Annotated in this window: 18 protein-coding genes and 3 pseudogenes; 10 read left to right on the forward strand and 11 right to left on the reverse strand. The window is 69.5% G+C overall.

Going from position 1 to position 18031, the window contains the following annotated elements; all coding sequences use genetic code 11:
• Positions 1 to 621, reverse strand: a 621-nt coding sequence (locus tag B7767_RS39995) for a transposase (RefSeq protein ID WP_143652923.1), incomplete at its 3' end; no start/stop codon positions are given.
• 545 nt (positions 622 to 1166) lie between these two features.
• Positions 1167 to 1901 (reverse strand): SDR family oxidoreductase, encoded by a 735-nt coding sequence (locus B7767_RS40000; RefSeq protein WP_179167502.1) that lies wholly within the window; start codon positions 1899 to 1901, stop codon positions 1167 to 1169.
• A 145-nt stretch (positions 1902 to 2046) separates the two neighbouring features.
• On the opposite strand from B7767_RS40000, the gene B7767_RS40005 reads away from it, so the two are divergent.
• Entirely contained in the window at positions 2047 to 2901 is an 855-nt protein-coding gene (locus B7767_RS40005; RefSeq protein ID WP_085576206.1) for a helix-turn-helix transcriptional regulator, read from the forward strand.
• On the opposite strand, the gene B7767_RS46985 is transcribed toward B7767_RS40005, so the two are convergent.
• From B7767_RS46985 to B7767_RS46995, 3 genes and pseudogenes are all read right to left on the reverse strand, one after another.
• The gene (locus B7767_RS46985; protein ID WP_179167503.1) at positions 2892 to 3197 is read right to left on the reverse strand and encodes a transposase; all 306 of its coding nucleotides are present in this window, start codon (positions 3195 to 3197) and stop codon (positions 2892 to 2894) included. The two genes, B7767_RS40005 and B7767_RS46985, sit on opposite strands and share 10 nt — an antisense overlap.
• 317 nt (positions 3198 to 3514) lie before the next feature.
• Positions 3515 to 3724 carry a hypothetical protein gene (locus tag B7767_RS49205; RefSeq protein ID WP_218775860.1) on the reverse strand — a complete coding sequence of 70 codons (210 nt, stop codon included), beginning with the start codon at positions 3722 to 3724 and terminating at the stop codon, positions 3515 to 3517.
• A gap of 522 nt (positions 3725 to 4246) precedes the next feature.
• Positions 4247 to 4504 (reverse strand): annotated as a pseudogene (locus B7767_RS46995) (IS630 family transposase); the annotation flags it as partial.
• A 572-nt stretch (positions 4505 to 5076) separates the two neighbouring features.
• Between B7767_RS46995 and B7767_RS40030 the strand changes: the two are divergent.
• Positions 5077 to 5508 (forward strand): DUF4259 domain-containing protein, encoded by a 432-nt coding sequence (locus tag B7767_RS40030; protein ID WP_085576222.1) that lies wholly within the window; start codon positions 5077 to 5079, stop codon positions 5506 to 5508.
• Between the two features lie 1027 nt (positions 5509 to 6535).
• On the opposite strand, the gene B7767_RS40035 is transcribed toward B7767_RS40030, so the two are convergent.
• Positions 6536 to 7459 carry an immunity 49 family protein gene (locus tag B7767_RS40035; RefSeq protein WP_256923748.1) on the reverse strand — a complete coding sequence of 308 codons (924 nt, stop codon included), beginning with the start codon at positions 7457 to 7459 and terminating at the stop codon, positions 6536 to 6538.
• On the opposite strand from B7767_RS40035, the gene B7767_RS40040 reads away from it, so the two are divergent.
• The gene (locus B7767_RS40040) at positions 7458 to 7706 is read left to right on the forward strand and encodes a hypothetical protein (RefSeq protein ID WP_085576208.1); all 249 of its coding nucleotides are present in this window, start codon (positions 7458 to 7460) and stop codon (positions 7704 to 7706) included. The two genes, B7767_RS40035 and B7767_RS40040, sit on opposite strands and share 2 nt — an antisense overlap.
• 21 nt (positions 7707 to 7727) lie before the next feature.
• On the opposite strand, the gene B7767_RS40045 is transcribed toward B7767_RS40040, so the two are convergent.
• The 3 genes and pseudogenes from B7767_RS40045 to B7767_RS48865 form a co-directional block, all read right to left on the reverse strand.
• Positions 7728 to 8003 (reverse strand): hypothetical protein, encoded by a 276-nt coding sequence (locus B7767_RS40045; protein ID WP_085576209.1) that lies wholly within the window; start codon positions 8001 to 8003, stop codon positions 7728 to 7730.
• Positions 8004 to 8106: 103 nt separating this feature from the next.
• Positions 8107 to 8580 carry a hypothetical protein gene (locus tag B7767_RS40050; protein ID WP_085576210.1) on the reverse strand — a complete coding sequence of 158 codons (474 nt, stop codon included), beginning with the start codon at positions 8578 to 8580 and terminating at the stop codon, positions 8107 to 8109.
• Positions 8581 to 9136: 556 nt separating this feature from the next.
• Positions 9137 to 9217 (reverse strand): annotated as a pseudogene (locus B7767_RS48865) (hypothetical protein); the annotation flags it as partial.
• Positions 9218 to 9540: 323 nt separating this feature from the next.
• Between B7767_RS48865 and B7767_RS40060 the strand changes: the two are divergent.
• Both B7767_RS40060 and B7767_RS40065 read left to right on the forward strand, forming a co-directional pair.
• Positions 9541 to 9840: a hypothetical protein gene (locus B7767_RS40060; RefSeq protein WP_085576211.1), complete on the forward strand. Its 300-nt coding sequence runs from the start codon at positions 9541 to 9543 to the stop codon at positions 9838 to 9840.
• The gene (locus B7767_RS40065; protein ID WP_143652922.1) at positions 9830 to 10213 is read left to right on the forward strand and encodes a hypothetical protein; all 384 of its coding nucleotides are present in this window, start codon (positions 9830 to 9832) and stop codon (positions 10211 to 10213) included. Before B7767_RS40060 ends, B7767_RS40065 begins: the two co-directional genes overlap by 11 nt.
• A 402-nt stretch (positions 10214 to 10615) precedes the next feature.
• Here the strand turns inward: B7767_RS40065 and B7767_RS40070 are convergent, their stop codons facing one another.
• Positions 10616 to 12238 (reverse strand): glycosyltransferase family A protein, encoded by a 1623-nt coding sequence (locus B7767_RS40070; protein WP_085576224.1) that lies wholly within the window; start codon positions 12236 to 12238, stop codon positions 10616 to 10618.
• Between the two features lie 883 nt (positions 12239 to 13121).
• Here B7767_RS40070 and B7767_RS40075 point away from each other — a divergent pair.
• Positions 13122 to 14051 (forward strand): SDR family oxidoreductase, encoded by a 930-nt coding sequence (locus B7767_RS40075; RefSeq protein WP_256923749.1) that lies wholly within the window; start codon positions 13122 to 13124, stop codon positions 14049 to 14051.
• Entirely contained in the window at positions 14048 to 14554 is a 507-nt protein-coding gene (locus tag B7767_RS40080; protein WP_179167505.1) for a transposase, read from the forward strand. The genes B7767_RS40075 and B7767_RS40080 overlap by 4 nt, the downstream gene beginning before the upstream one ends.
• 243 nt (positions 14555 to 14797) lie before the next feature.
• Here B7767_RS40080 and B7767_RS40090 read toward each other — a convergent pair whose 3' ends face one another.
• Positions 14798 to 15751: a YafY family protein gene (locus B7767_RS40090; RefSeq protein ID WP_085576213.1), complete on the reverse strand. Its 954-nt coding sequence runs from the start codon at positions 15749 to 15751 to the stop codon at positions 14798 to 14800.
• A gap of 84 nt (positions 15752 to 15835) precedes the next feature.
• Between B7767_RS40090 and B7767_RS40095 the strand changes: the two genes are divergently transcribed.
• From B7767_RS40095 to B7767_RS49480, 3 genes and pseudogenes are all read left to right on the forward strand, one after another.
• On the forward strand, positions 15836 to 16567 hold the full coding sequence (locus B7767_RS40095; protein ID WP_085576214.1) for an SDR family oxidoreductase: 732 nt from the start codon (positions 15836 to 15838) through the stop codon (positions 16565 to 16567).
• Between the two features lie 308 nt (positions 16568 to 16875).
• Positions 16876 to 17484 (forward strand): annotated as a pseudogene (locus B7767_RS40100) (IS5 family transposase); the annotation flags it as partial.
• A gap of 94 nt (positions 17485 to 17578) precedes the next feature.
• Positions 17579 to 17722: a hypothetical protein gene (locus B7767_RS49480; RefSeq protein WP_352385340.1), complete on the forward strand. Its 144-nt coding sequence runs from the start codon at positions 17579 to 17581 to the stop codon at positions 17720 to 17722.
• The last annotated feature ends 309 nt before the right edge of the window (positions 17723 to 18031 follow it).

Genomic DNA, 18031 nt, shown 5'->3' on the forward strand with positions numbered 1-18031 from the left:
CTCCTCGAGACTGATCCGGAAGGGGGTGCTGACGCCGTAGCCGACATCGGCGACCACGACCGGCGCCTTTAACTGCCAGTCGGTGAGCGTGTCGAGCAGGCCGAGCGCGAGGCGCCATTTCTCCTGGTGGACGTCGTCGGGGACTCCCGCCCTGCGGCACCGGTCCGGCTCGTCCGTCCACTCGCGCGGCAGACACAACTGCCAGTTCAACGGGCATGGAACGGTGTCGGTGACGGCGTGGACGCTGACCGCGATCTGGCGGTTCGCCCGGTTGCCGACGGCTCCGCAGTACTGGCGTGCAACGCCGACCGACGCTCTGCCGCACTTGGGGAACGACACGCCGTCGATCACCCACACCTCGGGCGTGATCACCTCAGTGAGCCGCTCGGCGATCTGCCGTCTGACCGGCAGCGGATCCCGCGGTGACTGGTTCACGAACTGCTGCAGGGTCTGCATGTTCCCGCCCGGAAGACGCTTGGCCATCGGCTGAACCGACTTTCGCCGGCCGTCCAGCATCAGTCCCCGCAGATAACACACACCCCGCCACGGCAGCGCCCCGAACACATCGGCAACGAACTCCGCCGACTCACCCCGAAGCTGTTCCACCTCCCTCAGATCCACCCTGAAAGACTGCCCACCACCAACCGGGAACACTCAACGTGACGAAGCACTACTGGCCGCGCTGCGCGACCTGATCGGCCGACAGGGTTGGTTGCCTCTGCGCTGCGCGCTCTAACGGCTACCGGTTCACTTTCCGACCCTTCGAGGTGCAGGAGTACGAGGTCCGCGCGGCCCGCCGGAAACTCACCGAGATCCGCTGTCCGATTACGGGGACGGTCGGGCCACACGCCGCGGGGGGCGGCGCGGTCGTGCAGCCCTTGTCCGTCTTCGGCCCGCCAGCGGCGTACCTGCTCGTGGGCGGTGCCGCGGTGCCCATCTCGGCGGCGACGTGCGCGATCGAACAGCCTGCGCGAACATGCTCGATGAGAAGCTGCCTGCCGTGCATGGTCAGCCGGGCATTGTGGTGTGACACGAAGTCCTCCAATGCGGTGCAGTCCTATACAGCTCCGACACACCGGAGGTCTCCGCCGTGATCAAACCCATTCGGCTTCAACGACGCTCGTGAACAACCCACCGAGGTGGCTGCCGGGTGGCTGCCGGGCCGTCTACTGGGCGCTGGCCGCCGGGCGTACCACGATCTCGTTGACGTCCACGTCGGCGGGCTGGGAGACGGCGAAGGCGATGGCGTCGGCGATCGCGGAGGCCGGGACGGCCACCGAGCGGTAGGTCTTCATGTCTTCGCGCGCCCGCGGGTCGGAGATGGAGTCGGCGAGTTCGGACTCGGTGACGCCCGGGGAGACCACGGTGACGCGGATGTCCCCGGGCGACTCCTGGCGCAGTCCCTCGGACAGGGCGCGGACGGCGAACTTGGTGGCGCAGTAGACGGCGGCGGTCGGCACCACCTCGAACGCGCCGACCGAGGCGATGTTCACGACGTGACCGCCGCCCTGTTCCCGCATGACCGGCAGGGCGGCCGCGATGCCGTGGAGCACGCCGCGGACGTTCACGTCGATCATGCGGTCCCACTCGTCCACCTTCAGTTCCGACAGGGGCGAGAGGGGCATCACTCCGGCGTTGTTGACGATCACGTCCACGCGTCCCCAGCGTTCGACCGCGGCCGACACGAAGGCCTGTACGTCGGCGGCGTCGGTGACGTCGAGCCGCCGGAAACCGGCGCTTCCCCCGTCGGCGGTGATCCGCCCGGTCAGCTTCTCCAGGCGCTCGGTGCGGCGCGCGCCCAGGAACACCCGGTGGCCGTCGGCGGCCAGGCGCAGCGCCGTAGCCTCACCGATCCCACTGCTGGCGCCGGTCACCAGGACGACCTTGGTGGTCTGCGTCATGACGATGTCCTTCCCATACATGGATGCTTCCGCAACTGACTGCGGAACCGAGTCTGTGCGCAGCGGCGGGCACGGACCAGGACGGTTCCTGCCTGGGTGCGCCACACCCAGGCAGCGCGTCGGACGGCCGCCTAGCCTGTACCGCATGGACGAGAACCACCTGGGAGCCTTCCTGCGCGCCCGCCGGGCCGGCCTCACGCCGCGGGACGTGGACATGGTCAGCCACGGGACGCGCAGGGTCGCCGGACTGCGCCGTGAGGAGGTCGCGGTCCTCGCCGGGGTGAACGCCGACTACTACACCCGCCTGGAACAGGGCCGCGAACGCAACCCCTCACCCCAGGTGCTGGACGCCCTCGCCCGCGCCCTGCGCCTGGACGGCGATGCGCGCACGCACCTGTTCCGCCTGGCCGGCAGTGCACCCGGGGCGCAACGCTCCGTCCACACGGCCGCCGGGGTGAGTCCGGCGCTGCGCCAGTTGATGGACGGCTACCCTCACACCCCGGCGTTCGTCCTGGGCCGCACCCTGGACATCCTCGCCACCAACGCCCTGGCCGACGCGCTCTTCACCCCGTTCGCCCCGGCGGACAACCTGGCCCGCATGATCTTCCTCAACCCCGCGGGCCGACACTTCTACGCAGACTGGGAGCGGGCCGCCCAGGCCGCCGTCGCCAACCTGCGCGAAGGCGCCGGTCTCGACCCGGACAGCCCCGAACTGCGTCGGCTGGTCGCCGAACTCACCCAGCACAGCGCGGAGTTCGACCGACTGTGGAATGCCCACCACGTGCGCGGCAAGAGCCGGGACGCCAAGAACCTGCACCACCCCGAGGTCGGCCCCCTCGACCTCACCTACCAGGCCTTCGACGTGCGCGACGCCCCCGGCCAGCAACTCGTCATCTACCACGCCGAACCAGGCAGCCCGAGCGCCCGAGCCCTCGGCCTCCTCGGCTCCCTGCACGCCACCCAGCGCCGCACCGGGACCGAGCCGCGGGGCTACTGGTAGTTCGTTCGTCGGTCGCCGGCGGCGTTCGCCCGGACCTGGGTCTGCTGCAGGGCGCCAATGAACGCGCCGTCGATCGCGTAGTGGCGGAAGCGGGTGTGCGCGGTCTGCCAAAACCCGTAGCGTTCTGGCAGGTCACGCCGAGAAATCCCGGTACGGATCTTGTAGACCATCCCATTGATGACCTGCCGGTCCTCCACGCGAGGCCGCCCCGTCGCGGCCCGAGGTATCAGCGGAGCGAGTAACTCCTCCTTCGGGTAGCTGAGTTCATAACGGCGTACCACGACACCATGATTCACCACCCAGATGATCCTTGAAGACGGACCCTGGTCGGTGCCGGCAGCCGTAGGCGGGAACGGGAGCGCGGCCTTCCGCTGCGGAAGCCGGTCGTCACCGCCCGTGATCTGCTGAGGTGGTACGGACCCGACACGGGATGTCAGGGGGGCCAGAGGTCCTGCGGCGCATCGCGGAACCAGGTCCTTGCCCCGATGGCTAGTAGTGCTTCGTCAGGTTCTGGCTCTGGCTCTGCTGCTGGTGAGGGGTCGGCCGCAGGTGGTGCAGGTACCGGTCCAGCACGTCAGCAGGTTCTGGAGGACGTCGAGGACCTGGTGGAGGGTCAGGCCGGCATCCGGGCTTCTGGGGCGAGCCGCCGAAGGGTGAGGAATGCCTGGGCGGCGGTGACGAGGGTGACGTGGTGGTGCCGGCCGCGCCAAGTGCGGCCCTCGAAGTGGTCCAGTGTGACCCTGGCGACGGCCGGCGTGGTGACGATGCGGTGAGGCGACTTCCACTCCTCGAGCGACGCACTGCAGGTCGCCTGGATCGGCATGGCCGCATTCGCCGTCTACGGGGTCGCGCTGATCGTCGCTGCCCGCTCGTACTGGCTCCGGACCCGTTCCACCCACCGGACCCACGTCAACGCGGAGTGAGCGTTCGCGGCCAGTTGACTCCCGACCGACCGGCCCCCCACGGGAGTTGCACCAGTTTGCGGAATTACCAGCGCTTTTCACCGGAAGTATTCCGATGTGGCTCTGTCAAGGGACCCGTGCCTTCCGAACTTTCCGGCATAACCCTCCATGAAACGGAGTGCGGCCCGATCCCATCGACAGCTGACTTCACTACTGCCGAATAGAACCGGCGGCGCTTCGGGGATGCCGTTGGGGTAGAGCTCGCGCAGTTCCTTGTCCTGCTGCGGTCTCTCGGTTTTGGGACAGCGGGGTGGGAGACAGCGGGTTTGAGGGTGTTGTTGCTGGCCGGTGGCGGTTTGCTGATGGTTTCAGAATGAGGTTCGTAGGCGGCGGAGACAGCTGAGGCTGCCAGCTGTTTCGAGCGGACCGTGGACGCCTGGGGCCTAGTCTTCTGAGTCAGGAATTCTGTTCAGATAGCTGGCGAGGCGCTCGAGGATCTCGTCCGCGGTCTTGGTCTGGACGTAGGGCTTGGGGTCGGTGTTCCACGCGGCGATCCAGGCACGGATGTCCTTCTCCAGTGCCTGGACGCTCTTGTGGACCCCGTGTCGTATCTGCTTGTTCGTCAGCTCGGCGAATCAGTGTTCCACCAGGTTGAGCCAGGACGATCCGGTGGGCGTGAAGTGCAGGTGGAAGCGGGGGTGGGCGACGGAACCAACGACCTTCTCCAGGTGGTGCTGCCTGACCATGCCGTCGCAGTGCCTTGAGTGCAGGCAGTGCAGGAGCTGTTGTTGGCGCGACGAAAGCGACGCCACCCTGGCAGTTGGCGGCTCGTCGTTGTAGAGGCGCCCGGGGATCAAAACCTGCTGGCCCTCGGCGGCGACCGAGAACGAGGTGTGCGGCTGGAGCCGAGAATCAGGCATCACCGCCAGGACTGCCTCGGCATCGCTTGCAAGCTCGGCTGGGAACGCCGTGGTCAACGGATTGCTGCGGCCGGAAAGTGGCTGCACGAGCCGAGCACGGGCGGATGCCTCGGCCAGGTGGCTGGCATGGATCCCCGCCGGCCCAGCCCCCTCCACACCGAGCCATCGCCGAGGCGGCGCACACCGCCGGCGAGCGGGAGCGGCCGGCCAGCGCCGCCATTCCGATCCTGCCCGAGGACCGCAGCCGCGCCCACAGGCATCCAACGTCTACGCAAACGAGGCATGCGTGTTCCGTGATCACGTTGTCGGTGCCTGATGCGAGGATCCGGACGACCGTGCGCAAGGAGATCATCATGGGCACCTGGGACACCGGCCCCTTCGACAACGACACAGCCGCGGACTTCGCCGACGCTCTCGATGACGCCGAGCCCGAGGCACGCGAAGCACTGATCCGGGGCGTCCTCATCCGGACGATCGACACCACCGGCTACCTCGCGGAAGCGGAAGAGGCGGTGGCCGCCGCAGCACTCATCGCGGCGCAATGCCCCGGAGGTGAACCCGTCGACACGCCCTACGGCCCAGAAGCACCCATGCCCATGTTTCCTTCCGGCCTTCGGGCGCTCGCCGACGAAGCCCTCGCCCGCATCGCCGGCGACGAGGCCGGGCCGGCCGCGAACTGGGTCGACCCCCAGGACTGGAAGCAGTGGCGGGCCACACTCACGCGCCTTCGCGCAGTGCTTGTTCCGCCGCCCCCTTCCCTCGCTCTCTTCGACGTCCGGCCATAACGGAGCGTCACTCTGCGCGAGGGCTGGGCCAGAGCCCGTTCTCATGAACAAAGCCCTCCTTGGGGGCAGTACCTGTGGTGCGCTTCTGCCGGCCGGTGCGCTGTTGCGGTGGGCGAGCGGGCCGGGCATCCGCTGCTTGCCGTTTTCACCGCCTGGCTGAGGACCCCGGTCGCCGAACCGGACGACCATGCCATCGGCAGGTCCCGCGGCGGGCCAGCCGCGTCCCAACGTAAGGGTCATGAACGCTCCCGTGCACGTGAAGAGCTGCAAGAACGGCAGTGCGACCACCCACGCTGGCTTCCGGAGCACACCGACCGTCACATCGATTACAGCCAGGACGACGATCAAGGCGACAACGAAAAGGCGCCTCGACGGCTTCCGGGGATGCCCCGCAGCGGTCTCGTCGGCTGTATCCGGCACCGGCGGAACCAGCCCGCCCACCGGCTCGGGTGTGCCGCCGAACGGACCGGCATGTCCGCCGGAGGACCGGTTCGACTCGTCCGGCGGACTGGCGGCGGAACGCCCCTTCCATCCGCTGGGAAAGGCAGATTATGTGCTGATTTGCCGCTGGTGATTGCGGATGCTCTCTGCTGAGATCAGTCTGCCCGAAGCCGTCGCGACCGCCGCGCTCGCTGCGTGGGCCCGGCCCGGCGACAACCACCAGGCCCCTTCCTCCTGCCCGTGCCGGCTCCCCGGACCCGGGCAGACCGCGACGCCGAACCCCAGCGGCGAGCCCATGCCGCCTGCCCTCGCAGCCCCCACGTCCCCGGCCGCAGAACCCCGCACCGCCGCGTGACCTTCTGCCGTGCGGGCGCTGCTGAACGAGACCTTCGCGGTCCGGGCCGCCGGGTTCGCAGAGTGTGCACGCCGATGACGGCCAGGACGATGGCGAGGGCGACCAGCACAAAGCCCAGCACAAGGAACGTGAACAATTCCCTTTCTCCTGCTTCTGGCTGTCACGCCGCACCGCTATCCAACCCGACCGCCACGCCGGATCGGAAGGGGGATGGCTGGGGCCGTGGGCTGTTTACTGCTGTGGGGCGCTCACCAGCGCTTCGGGCAGGTAGGGGGAGCGGATGTCCAGCTGCCAGCCGTGGGCGAGACGGGCCAGGGCGGCCAGCGTGGCGGTCCCCACCGGCAGCAGGCTCCGGACGGCCGGGTCGGCGCCGACGCTTTCGCGGTGTGCCACGAGCCGTTTCTGAAGCGCCTGTTCGAACGCGGTCTTGTCGTCGTCGAGCAGGACGCGCAACAGCCGCTGGTCCGGCGTCGGCGTCCCGGCCGCATCGAGCTGCTCGGCCGCACGCGCCCGCTCGGCGGCGTCCGGCTTGCCCAGCGGCACCGGACCAGGAAGCGCACCGGGGTACTGCCCCTGGACGACGGTCAGGTAGCCGCACAGCGCGTCCATCTCGGCGAGGTCGGCCGCAGTGGACACCGACTCCCGCTTCGAGTACGGAACGCCGTCACGGATGGCGGGCGCGTAGTCCTCGCGCAGCAGCGGGCCGATCACCCGGTCCCGCTCCCATATCAGCCCGCTGATGACCGACCACGCGAACGCGTCGGTCCACATCCGGGCCGTGGTCTGCGGGAGGGCCGGCTCCCACCTCTCCTCGTAGTGCAGTTCCTCGCTGCTGAGCGTTTCCTCCACGAGCGGGAGAGGGACGCAGAAGTCACCGTCGGGGAAGCACGCCAGGCTCAGCACGCCCATGGCGCACTCGGCAGCAGTGACCAGGACAGTGCGTGAGCCGGGCGTATCCAGAGCCGGGTCGGACACGGTGCACGCGGCAAGATGGTCGGACAGTTCCTCCCCGAGTTCCCTGAGCCCGCGCCGCAACGGCATGTCGCCGTAGCGCATGTCGTGCCACCGGCCGAAGGCCCGACTCGACATGCCCTCAAGAGCCTGCTCGATCCGCTGTTCCGCCACTGCGTGACGCGTCACTTCCTTGATCGTCATGCCTGCCATCCTCGCAGCGCCCACTGACAACGCGATTCCGTCCCTCCACCCGGCCACGGCGGCTTACGAACACACCACTCCCGTGCTGAGCGCAATGTCAGCGGTAGCCGCCGTCGCCTCAGGTCTTGCGGACGGTGGGACGCTCCGCGACGACGTGTTCGACGAGGGCCTGGCCGGCATTGACGGCGCGATCCGGTCCCGCATCACATCAGTGATCGCTACTCGGATTGGCGTACCGATCAACTGATCAGCTCACCAAGAGCGGGTGTCAGACCAGGGTGTCGGTGGAGCCGAGGGCTTTCGTGAAGTCGAGGACGCCGGCGCCCGGATTGTTGACTTCGTTGGCCTGGTTGGAGTTGCCGTTGTTGTCCCCGTGGCTGTTGACCGTGCCCGAGTTTCCGGCGTTGTTGCCCTGGATGTCCGAGAGCGCCTTGACGAGTGGAAGGTCCGCAAGGAAGTCGCTGTCGGCGGACGCGGGCGCGACGCTGATGAGGGTCGCGGCGGCTGTGAGGGCCATGGTGGCGAAGACGCGATCGAGATTCATGGTCATACTCAGCAAACGACCAAGCGGAGGCGCTGGACACGCGCGCGGCACAGTCCCTGTACGCACTCTCTGAGTGTCGGCTTCATCGGGGTCTGTTGGCAGGTCAGCGGCGGGCACCGCCGGGCCACAGCACGCGCACCGGTGTGCCCTGCCGGTGGGCGTAGGTGACGACGTCGGCGGTGCCGCCGTAGCCGCGGGCGGGGTGGCCGTCCCACACGGCGAGCAGTTCGTCGGCGAGGCCGACGAGGATTTCGCTGCCTGCCATGTGGGCGTGTGAGGTGGAGGCGGTCATGCCGGTTGCGTGGACATCGGTGGCCTGGCCGAGCAGTCGGTCGTAGGTGGGGTGGTGCCAGTGGGGGAGGCTGTCGCGGTACTCGGTGGCGGGGACGACGGCTTCGATGCGGCCGCCGTGGTCGAGGACCGCTTCGGCGAACCAGGAGTCGGGGCCGTCCGCGATGCAGGAGACACCCACCAGCTCGCCCGGGTCGTACTCCCTGACCGCCTCGAGCAGCAGTGCGCGTACGCGCTTTTCGACCTCTTGGCTCAGTCCGCGGTGCCCGGTGATCCCTACCCGCATGCCGTCGTCTCTCCTTCAGAGGTGGACGCCGTGGAGGCGTTCGTCGAAGTCCCGCACCACTCGGGGCGGGGATGAGAGTGCCAGGGATCGGCGTACCGCGCGAGCCCGCTCCACGATCCGCCCGGACCGGTACTGCAGGCCTGCTTCGAGTGCCCGTATGGCGAGGGCGAATGCGCCCTCGACGCGTCCGGCCGCCAGGTGCCCGGCGGCGATGCCCAAAAGGAGCAGGGCCCGTTGCTTGGCGTGGCCGGTGGCTGATGGCCAGGGCTTCGGCGTCGCCGTCGAGTACCCAGCCGGGCTGGCCGAGCCAGGCGCCGCAGGTGACGCGGTGCGCGGCGGCCTTCTCGACGGTGAAGGAGAACACCCACGGCCACGGCGGCAGCTCCTCCTGCCCGGGCAGGACCTCGGCCGCCGCGCGGGAGCGGGTGAGCGCCTTGTCCGCTGATCGCCGGTCGCCTGCGGCCGCGTGGCCGAGCGCCTCGATACCGGACAGCCCGACGAGATCGGGCGTGATGTCCAGGTGCGCGGCGGCCGCCGCCAGGACGCTGGTCTGGTAGGTTCCCGTGCCGCGTTTTTCCAGGCGGGAGACGGCCGGCTGCGACAGGCCCAGCGCCTGTCCCAGCTGGGTCCGGGTCATGCGCCGGTCCTTACGGACCAGCTCGATGACCCTGCCGTAGGCCCCTGTGGGACGCTGCCCGCACTTCCGCCTCGTGCCGCACGGTGCACCCTCCACGCTACGAGTCCTCGCGGCCCGCGCCGCTCACGCGTATGCGCTTAACGGATACGCGTATGCGGGGGCCGCATGGGTGATGGTCGCACAGCTGTCAGTGATCGTTGGCTGGGTGTCAGCGGCATACGCTCCGACCTCGATGGGAGCTGCTGCCGCCGCCCGGGGCGTCTTCGTTTCCCCCGTCGAAGACGCCCCGGACCGCCCGGTCCGCGACCACCACGAGGCCCCCGATGACCACGACGGGCATGCTGCACGAAAAGCACCGGCTCATCGGCCGCCCGGTGCGCGACACGGCATCCGGGCGGACCGGCATCCCGCAGGCCATCGCTCCCGACGTCGGCACGGACACACCCGTCGCCTGGCTGCGGCCCTCGGGTGGCGGTATCGAGTTGGACGACGCCGGTTGGGGCGATCGATCCGGTTACAGTGCCCACGCCGGGCCGGGCATCCCCTCACGGGCGCTGACGGCCGGACGCTGGAGAAGGGCGAGCGGTGGTTCGACGGGGGGCGCACCCGCACGTGCGGTATGAGGTGTTCGACTGCAAGCTGTGCCCGGGCAAGGGAACGGCCACGGAGATCGCAGGCGTGGGCGAGCGGATGGCACGGTGGCGGGTGTGCCGCTCGTGCGACTTCTGGCTGACCTGCGTGGGCTACCGGATGCTCGGCGACCAGGACCCCGACGGCCGGCGCGTACTGCGCGTCGACGGACGCCACTACATGACCTGGACCGACGAACAGGGCCGCCCGCCCGAGACCGGACACACCAGCCGCGCCGACCGCCCGTACCACCTGCTCGAGGACGAGATCGTACGGAACGCGCGCCGGCTGTGGCTGATGGGATCGATCCCGGACAGATTCCGCGAACAACTGCCGGACAACGCTGCCTTCCTCACGCCCCGGTAACCATCGGCAGGGTCGGTTTCACGTCGAATGAGCCGGGCCTGAAACTCGTACCGTGCGCCTGACGGGCCAGACGAAGCACGCCATCGGCCCCCAACCGGCTGCCCGCAGCGAGGATCGGTGCGGACCACCTCGGGCGCTGGATGCGGTGGGGGAGGAGGGGACGCCTCCTGAGGCGGACAGGCCAGGAGCCTCCAAGCACACCTGCGGATATGGCACCGTGCCCTTCGGGCCCGACCCGCCACCCCCGCCGCGGTGGCCGGCCGGACCTTCAGACATAGGGCCGGGTCGCCGCGCTCTTCGACGGCGGCAACGACCGGAGCCGCCATCCCCGCCGTCCCGGCCGCACGATGGACTCGGTCTTCGAGCACATGACATCGACGGCGTTCCCGGAGGTCGTGGGCCTCACGGGCGCACCCGGCGCAGGACCTTCGTGAGCGGCCCCCGCACGTGTGCCGGGACGCGGACCAGCTCCCACAGTCCCGCCCGCCGTGGAACCGCGTCGAGACGGTGGTAGAACTCGCCGATGTCAAGCGCCAGCTGGCGGCCGGCGGTCCAGTACGGGATGACCTCGAGTGAGGGCGTCCCGAGCCGGGCGGCCTGCCCGCCCAGGGGCCGGCTTTCCACGTTCCCCCGCAGCGCGACGCTGCGGCCGATACCGAGCACTTGGAAGTACGCGGACACGTCGTGGACGCCACGGTCCAGGGGACCGCCGCCGGCCGCGGTGAGCGGATCGATCCGCATCGTCCCGGCCACCACGGGCCGCCGTCGGCCGCCCCTGCCGTTCTCGAGCCGCACGGTGAGGTCCGACGCGGGGAACCAGCCGATGTGCTGTCCGCGGTGGGAGAGCCGGATCTCCCCGTAGGCGGCGGTCAGGTGATCGCCGACCGCCCACTCCCCGACTCCGGTGAGCCCTTCGACCAGCGCAGGATCGAGCACCAGGCGCCCCCCGCGCTCCAGGAGGGTCACCACCCTGCCGTCCTGGTGGGTCAGGTGCATCCGCACCGGGGCTGTGAGCGCGCCGTCTTGCCAGCGGGGCCGGCCGAGTTCCGCGCGGGGTCTCACCTGGCGGATGCGGCGGGCCAGCAGCGACAGGGCGTCGAGGCGGCCCTCCTCCAGCAGATGGGCCCGCAGCCGCGTCACCGCCGGAAAACCGTCCCGGACGGACGGCGGGAACTCCTCGAGCACCAGTCGTCGTACCGCCTCGAACCGCTCCTGGACCTGACCGTGGCCGCTCAGCACGTAGGGCTCGCTCACGTGGCGGAGGATCTCCACCCGGTAGGTCCGGCGGAGCATCGCCTCCTGCACCGGGCCGGGCGGGGTGTGCGCCTTGACGGTCTGCACGACCTTGCGCAGCCAGCCGAAGTACTCGTCGACGACGAGCTTCCTGCTGCTGGTGTTCCCGCCGTCCTCCCGGCGCATCCAGTAGTAGCAGGGGTAGTCGCCCAGGACCGAGACACACCGTGCCACCGCGTACGCGTGCGCCATGAACACCTGGTCCTCGAGCCGGCACCGGCCCTCCGGGAACCTGATGCCGTGTTCCAGGAGGAAAGCGCGGTGGAACATCTTGTGGGGCGTCAGGCTCTCGAACAGCGGGTGGTCGTCCACGGTGCAGCGGTCGACCGTGCGGGCGAAGACACTGCTGGGCTGTGCCATGGTGCCCGCCGGTTTGCCGAGGACGATGTCCGATCCGTTGCGCCTGCCCAGGTCGTAGAGCCGTTCCAGCGCCTCGTGGCCCAGTTCGTCGTCCTGGTCGACGAACTGGACGTACTCGCCCCGGCTCAGTTGCACCCCGACGTTCCTCGGCTTCCCCGGCCAGCCGGAGTTCTCCTGGCGGTGCACCCGCACGTGGGGGTGCAGGGCCGCGAGCCGGTCCAGGCGTTCGGCCGAGTCGTCGGTCGAGCCGTCGTCGACGTACACGACCTCGTAGGCATCGCGGCCGATGCTCTGCCCGAGCAGGCTCTGCGCGCACTTGTCGATGTAGGGGCCCGCGTTGTGGACGGGGACGACGACGCTGACTTTGAGCACGGGATCCACCCTCGTGTCCGGCTGCGGTCCGCGGTGGTCTCGGTGTCCGACGGCGACGGAACGGCGGTTCCGACACCGTCGGCCGTTCCGGGAACGGCCACGGGTGGGAATCACCTGAGCCCACGGGCGAGGAACGTAACACCGGATACGGAACCGCACCGCGAACGAACGGCACATGCACCCGAATGGCGCACCGCACCGGGCGGTGGCACGGGACAGCCCTGACTCCGGCGAAAGCCGCCCGCAGCGGGCCGCAGACGCCCTGAAACCCTCCAGGAACTGCTCCACCGCCATCGCCCGTCGTAGGCGGCCGGGAGGATGTACTCCTGCATGCCGACCCCCGTCTGCTCGGGCCGCCGCCACTCCGGCCGGCACAACCCCGCACGAGCCCATCCGCCGGCTGATGGCCGCCCTCATGGACCACCGCGACGGTGCTCTCGACGACGACGCCACCGTGCTGCACACCGAGTGGCGCGGCGGACACCAGCACGAGCTGACCCCGTGAAACGCGCCCCCGGGCGAAGAAGGAGGCGGCCATGAGCAGCGAATGGCGGCCGAAGGACATCGACCGGCCAGACGCTCTCCAGGCCGACGCCGACCCGTGGGACGTCGGCCGCGCCCCACCGAAGAGCAACGAGGGACTCCGACAACCATTACACGACCTGGCAACTCGTCCCGGCTCAGACGCGAACGTCATAGCCGGTGCCAGGTAAGCCTGTTGCCGCCGGCTGCCGACGGACCTCTGCGCAGGGGGCCGTCCCAGCTGCGCCTCGTTCCTTGGCCGCACGACTCATTGTTTGGTCCCATCCGCCGCGGACACGCGTGTAGGGCGCTGCCGGCTGGTGGCGGGAGACGTACACCCGAGCATGAAGGGACCTGATCGATGCCGCAGGAGAAGTCCATGGGCCAGGCGCCGGACGAGCGGCCGGCAATGCCGCAGGAGGAGGCGGAGATCACGCCCCCCTACCGGTTCCAGCGCCAGCAGCGCCCTGGTCTGGAGGCGGAGATGGAGGTGCGGCCGCGCTACCTCGCCCCGCATTACCGTGGCTCCGGCAAGCTCCAGGGGAAGGTCGCACTGATCACGGGCGGCGACTCCGGCATCGGCCGCTCCGTCGCCGTGCTCTACGCCCGTGAGGGAGCCGACGTGGCCATCGTCTACCTCCCCGAGGAGGAACGGGACGCCGCCGAGACACGCGAGGCCGTGGAGAAGGAGGGCCGCTCTTGCCTGCTGCTGCCCGGTGACCTGTGCGACCCGTCGTTCTGCGCCGACGTGGTGGAGCGCACCGTCGCCGAACTGGGCGGTCTGAACATCCTGGTGAGCAACGCCGCCTACCTCAACAGCCAGAACGACGTCACGGACCTGACGGCCGAGGACTTCGACCGCGTCTTCAAGACGAACGTATACGCCTACTTCCATCTGGTCATGGCCGCGTTGCCGCACCTCTCCCACGGTGACGCGGTGATCGCCACGGCCTCCGAGGAGGCCCTCAAGGGCAGCGAAATGATGATGGACTACGCGGCTTCGAAGGCTGCCATGGTCGTCTTCACCAAGTCCATCGCTCCGCACCTGGCCGGCCGGGGCATCCGTGCCAACGTCGTGTCACCCGGCCCTACCTGGACCGTGCTGAATGTGGCAGGCCAGCGATTCCCCGACGACTACCTGACTGATCTGGGCAGTTCAGCCCCCATGGGCCGCGTCGCTCAACCGGAGGAGGTCGCCCCCGCGTACGTATACCTGGCCTCGGATGCCGACTCCAGCTTCACGGTCGGAGAAGTGATCGCCGTCACTGGCGGACTGACCGACACGCGTTGAACGACGGCGAGACTCCTGCTGGACGCGCAGAGCGTGAAGACCTCCAGCAATGTGCCGGCGGCCGGCCAGGGCATCGACGCCGGCAAGGAACCGCAGGCCGCAAGCGCCATATCGGAGTGGACACCCTCGGCCTGCTCCCGGCCGTACCGGTCACCGCGGCAAGCGTTTCCGGCAACGTCGGCGGCACGCACCTGATCTCCCACATCGCCGCCACCCACCCTCCCGTGGCCAAAGCCCGGGCCGACACCGGCTACCGCACCAAAGCCATCGGACACGGCGCACGCCCCGGCGTCGACGTCGAAGTCGCCCCCCGCGAACCCGGCGTCAAAGGCTTCAAGGTGATCCCGCGAAGCCGGTTGGTCGAGCGGACCTTCGGCCGCCTCGTGCACCGCCGTCACCTCACCCGCGACCACGAAACCCACCCCCCACCGCTCCGAAACGATGACCCACGTAGTCATGATCGACCTCATGAGCCGGGGCACACCGGCCACCCGGGCAGATAGCGTGCCGTGAGCATGACGAATGCGGTGGCGACGATGGCCGCCATGCCCAGCGCATCCCGCTCGTGGACAGTTGCTCCACCCGTTCCGGGGACAGCGTCGCGGACCGGCTCCGCTGGTTCCCGGCCCGTGCCCCGAGCTTGATCTCTCGTTCCTCCTGGTCATCGTCGTTGCCACCGTCCTCTGTCACGGACACCGCAACTTCTGTCGAGCGGTTGGTGCCGTCGGCCGAGGCAGGGCGTCTGTTCATATGGCGCCCGCGCAGTGCCGCGACACCTGCCGCAACGCCTCCAACAACGCAGGTGGACCGTCCACGGTGAACGGCAGGCCGAGCGCGGCGAGGTAGACGGCCAGCGTCAGCGGCGTGGCGGCGCCCATGTGCAGCAGGCACCGCTGGTCGTCGAGAGGCTCGACCCTGGCTACTGGTGGTACCCGCTCGCTGACGGCCGCGGCCGGCGCTCGCACGGTCGCGACCGTGCGACAGGGTCCCAATGTCGAGGCCACGCCTTTGGTCACGAAGTCGATGGCGTCCCCCGGCGGCAGAGACCGGCCCGGAAAGGAAGGCCCCAGGGGCGTGCGTGGCCTGAGCCGGTCGATGCGGAAGGTCCGCCAGTCGTTGCGATCGACGTCCCACGCCACCAGATACCAGCGTCGCCCGGTCGACACGAGGCGGTGCGGTTCGGCGTCGCGTAGGGTGGCGTTCCCCCCGTGATCTCGGTAGTCGAACCGCACGCGCCGCCGGTCCCGGCAGGCGGCGGCCAGCGTGGTCAGCACGTCGCCGTCGACGACCGGGCCGTTCCCGGGCAGGGGCACCGTGGAGGCCGCGAGCGCGGCCACACGGGGGCGCAGCCGGACCGGCAGCACCTGTTCGAGCTTGGCCAGCGCGCGTAGAGACGTCTCCTCGATGCCGCCCACCGCCTGGGCTGTGGCCGTACGCAGGCCGATCGCCACCGCAACGGCCTCCTCGTCGTCCAGCAGCAAGGGTGGCAGCCGGGCGCCGGACCCCAGCCGGTAGCCACCCGCGCTGCCGGAGGTGGCCGCCACCGGGTAGCCGAGGTTGCGGAGCCGTTCGATGTCGGAACGGACGGTCCTGGTGCTGACGCCGAGCCGGTCGGCCAGCTCCGGTCCCGGCCAGTCGGTGCGGGACTGGAGGAGTGACAACAGCCGTAGCAGCCGCGCCGCAGGATCTCTTCTGGTCATGTCCCCAGTCTTTCCCCCTTCGCGGAAGTTCGGTTTCCGCAATGGCTGCCATGGTGAGGGCTCCTCGGACAGAAAGGGACATCCATGCAGGCGGTAGTGGTGACGGGTGGGTCGCGTGGGATCGGGCGGGCCGTGGTCGAACGGCTCGCGGGCGACGGCGCCACGGTGGTGTTCAGTTACGCCGCCGACGAACGGGCAGCTCGGCAGGTGGAAGAGGCGTGCGGAGGGCGTGCCGTCGCCGTGCGCGCGGACGCGGCCGACCATGACCAGGTCGAGCGACTGTTCACCACAGCGGACAAGGTGTTCGCCGACAGAGCCGTGGGTCCGCTCTCGGCACTGGTGAACAACGCGGGTGTCATCGATCACGCGCCTATTGACGAACTGACTCCGGAGAGGTTCGAGCGGGTGATGGCGGTCAACGTACGCGGCGCATTCTTCGCAGTGCAGGCGGCGGCCCACCGAATGGCCGACGGCGGCCGGATCGTCACGGTCTCCTCCACCAGCACTGCATGGCCCAGCGCGGGCGAGTCGGTCTACGCCGCGAGCAAGGCGGCGATCGAGCAGCTCACCCGGGTCGCATCCCGGGAACTGGGGCGGCACGGGATCACGGTCAACGCGGTATCGCCTGGCCCCACCGACACCGACATGCTGCGCGCCAGCGTCCCGCCGGAAGCGGTGGCCGGGGTGGCGCACATGACGGCTCTGGGCCGGGTGGGCACTCCGGCCGACATCGCCGCCGTTGTCGCGCTGCTGCTCAGCCCGGATGCCGCGTGGCTGACCGGTCAGAACCTCGTAGCCGACGGCGGCCTGGTGTGACAGCGGACGGGACGGAGCCCGCGGTGCTCTGAGAAGACGTCTCACCGAGGAGTCCGCAGTAGTGGGCAATGGCCCAGGACCAGAGCATCAGTGCCGAAACGGTCCAACCCGGCACTGATGGGCAGCGGACCGAACGCCGGGACCCGTCACTCACCCGGCCCCGCATCGCATCTCCGGTCGCCAGCTATTGATCGGCGAACTCGCCGACAAGGAATGGGCACACCGCCACGACACAGAGGGCGTCTGAAAAGCTGGTCAGCGGGCAAATTGCCTGGTGGCGGGGTGGTGGCGCACTTTCGGGGGCTGGAGTGTGTGGGCTGCGTACCCGTCACTCGACGGATCTGTCCGATCCCGAGTGGGAGATCCTCCGTCCGCTGGTCCCGGCGGTCAAACCCGGCGGTCGGTCGGCGAGGCACACGCGGCGGGAGATCCTGGACGCGTTGGCGTACTGGCTGCGGGCCGGCTGCGCCTGGAGACTGCTGCCGCATGACCTGCCACCGTGGCAGACCGTTTACCACTACTGGCGGCGATGGCAGCAAGAAGGCGTGGGGGAGCGGATGCTGACGGCGCTGCGTGAACGCGAGCGGGTGCAGCTCGGCCGTGATCCCACGCCCAGCGCAGCCATCGTGGACAGTCAGAGCGTGAGGGCCGGCGAACGCGGCGGCCTGCACGGATACGACGGCGGCAGGAAGGTCAGCGGCATCAGGCGCCACCTGCTCGTCGACACTCGCGGCACCGTCCTGATCACCTGCGTGAGCCCGGCGAGCGTCGGCGATCGTGATGGCGCCGCGGTGTTGTTCTCCCGGTCAGCCGATGCCTTCCCGCGTCTTCGGCACGTGTGGGCGGACCAGGGCTACCGCGACGCCGGCTTCCATGCCTGGGTCCGGGAAGCCACTGGCATCACCGTGCAGGTCGTGCAGCGCCGTGACGGCGGATTCCGCTCGACCTGGCCGAAGGTAGGGACACCGGCCTCCGGCCGTGCCCCTCTTCGCAGTGGTCCCGCGACGTTGGGTGGTAGAGCGGACGATCGCCTGGCTGGGACGGTGCCGCCGTCCGTCGAAGGACTACGAGTACCTGCCCGTGTGCTCGGAGAACGCCATCTACCTCACCATGGCCATGCTCCTCGTACGGCGCCTTGCACGATCAGCCCGCTGACCAGCTTTTCAGACGCCCTCTAGAGGAGCTGCATCTGCGTGCCCTGACCGAAGCGGCCGAGAAGGGGAAGGACACGGAACGCGACATCAGCGCACGTACCGAGCCCTGGCTCTGCCTCGTTTCGCTCAACGAGAGCGGCGTATGGAGGTGGAGCGACGGTTCCGTGACCTGGATGATCTACTACGTCGATTTTCACGCGGGCCGGCTGGACCGCTTTCACTCCGTCTACCGCTGAGCCGACCCTTCCTGACGAGCTGACGCCGCCACGGGCGCGGCGGTGTCCGTGACACCCGTGCCGGCTGCGCGCCC

The organism is Streptomyces sp. 13-12-16 (genome assembly GCF_002114215.1).
GTDB lineage: Bacteria > Actinomycetota > Actinomycetes > Streptomycetales > Streptomycetaceae > Streptomyces.

Coding starts and splice junctions, on each gene's coding strand:
- B7767_RS40050 (WP_085576210.1), bottom strand. CDS start 8,580: ATGCGGGTAGGGATCACCGGGCACCGCGGACTGAGCCAAGAGGTCGAA.
- B7767_RS40005 (WP_085576206.1), top strand. CDS start 2,047: ATGGACGAGAACCACCTGGGAGCCTTCCTGCGCGCCCGCCGGGCCGGC.
- B7767_RS40000 (WP_179167502.1), bottom strand. CDS start 1,901: ATGACGCAGACCACCAAGGTCGTCCTGGTGACCGGCGCCAGCAGTGGG.
- B7767_RS40075 (WP_256923749.1), top strand. CDS start 13,122: ATGCCGCAGGAGAAGTCCATGGGCCAGGCGCCGGACGAGCGGCCGGCA.
- B7767_RS40090 (WP_085576213.1), bottom strand. CDS start 15,751: ATGACCAGAAGAGATCCTGCGGCGCGGCTGCTACGGCTGTTGTCACTC.
- B7767_RS40060 (WP_085576211.1), top strand. CDS start 9,541: ATGACCACGACGGGCATGCTGCACGAAAAGCACCGGCTCATCGGCCGC.
- B7767_RS40040 (WP_085576208.1), top strand. CDS start 7,458: ATGCCTGCCATCCTCGCAGCGCCCACTGACAACGCGATTCCGTCCCTC.
- B7767_RS40035 (WP_256923748.1), bottom strand. CDS start 7,459: ATGACGATCAAGGAAGTGACGCGTCACGCAGTGGCGGAACAGCGGATC.
- B7767_RS40045 (WP_085576209.1), bottom strand. CDS start 8,003: ATGAATCTCGATCGCGTCTTCGCCACCATGGCCCTCACAGCCGCCGCG.
- B7767_RS40030 (WP_085576222.1), top strand. CDS start 5,077: ATGGGCACCTGGGACACCGGCCCCTTCGACAACGACACAGCCGCGGAC.
- B7767_RS40095 (WP_085576214.1), top strand. CDS start 15,836: ATGCAGGCGGTAGTGGTGACGGGTGGGTCGCGTGGGATCGGGCGGGCC.
- B7767_RS49205 (WP_218775860.1), bottom strand. CDS start 3,724: ATGCCGATCCAGGCGACCTGCAGTGCGTCGCTCGAGGAGTGGAAGTCG.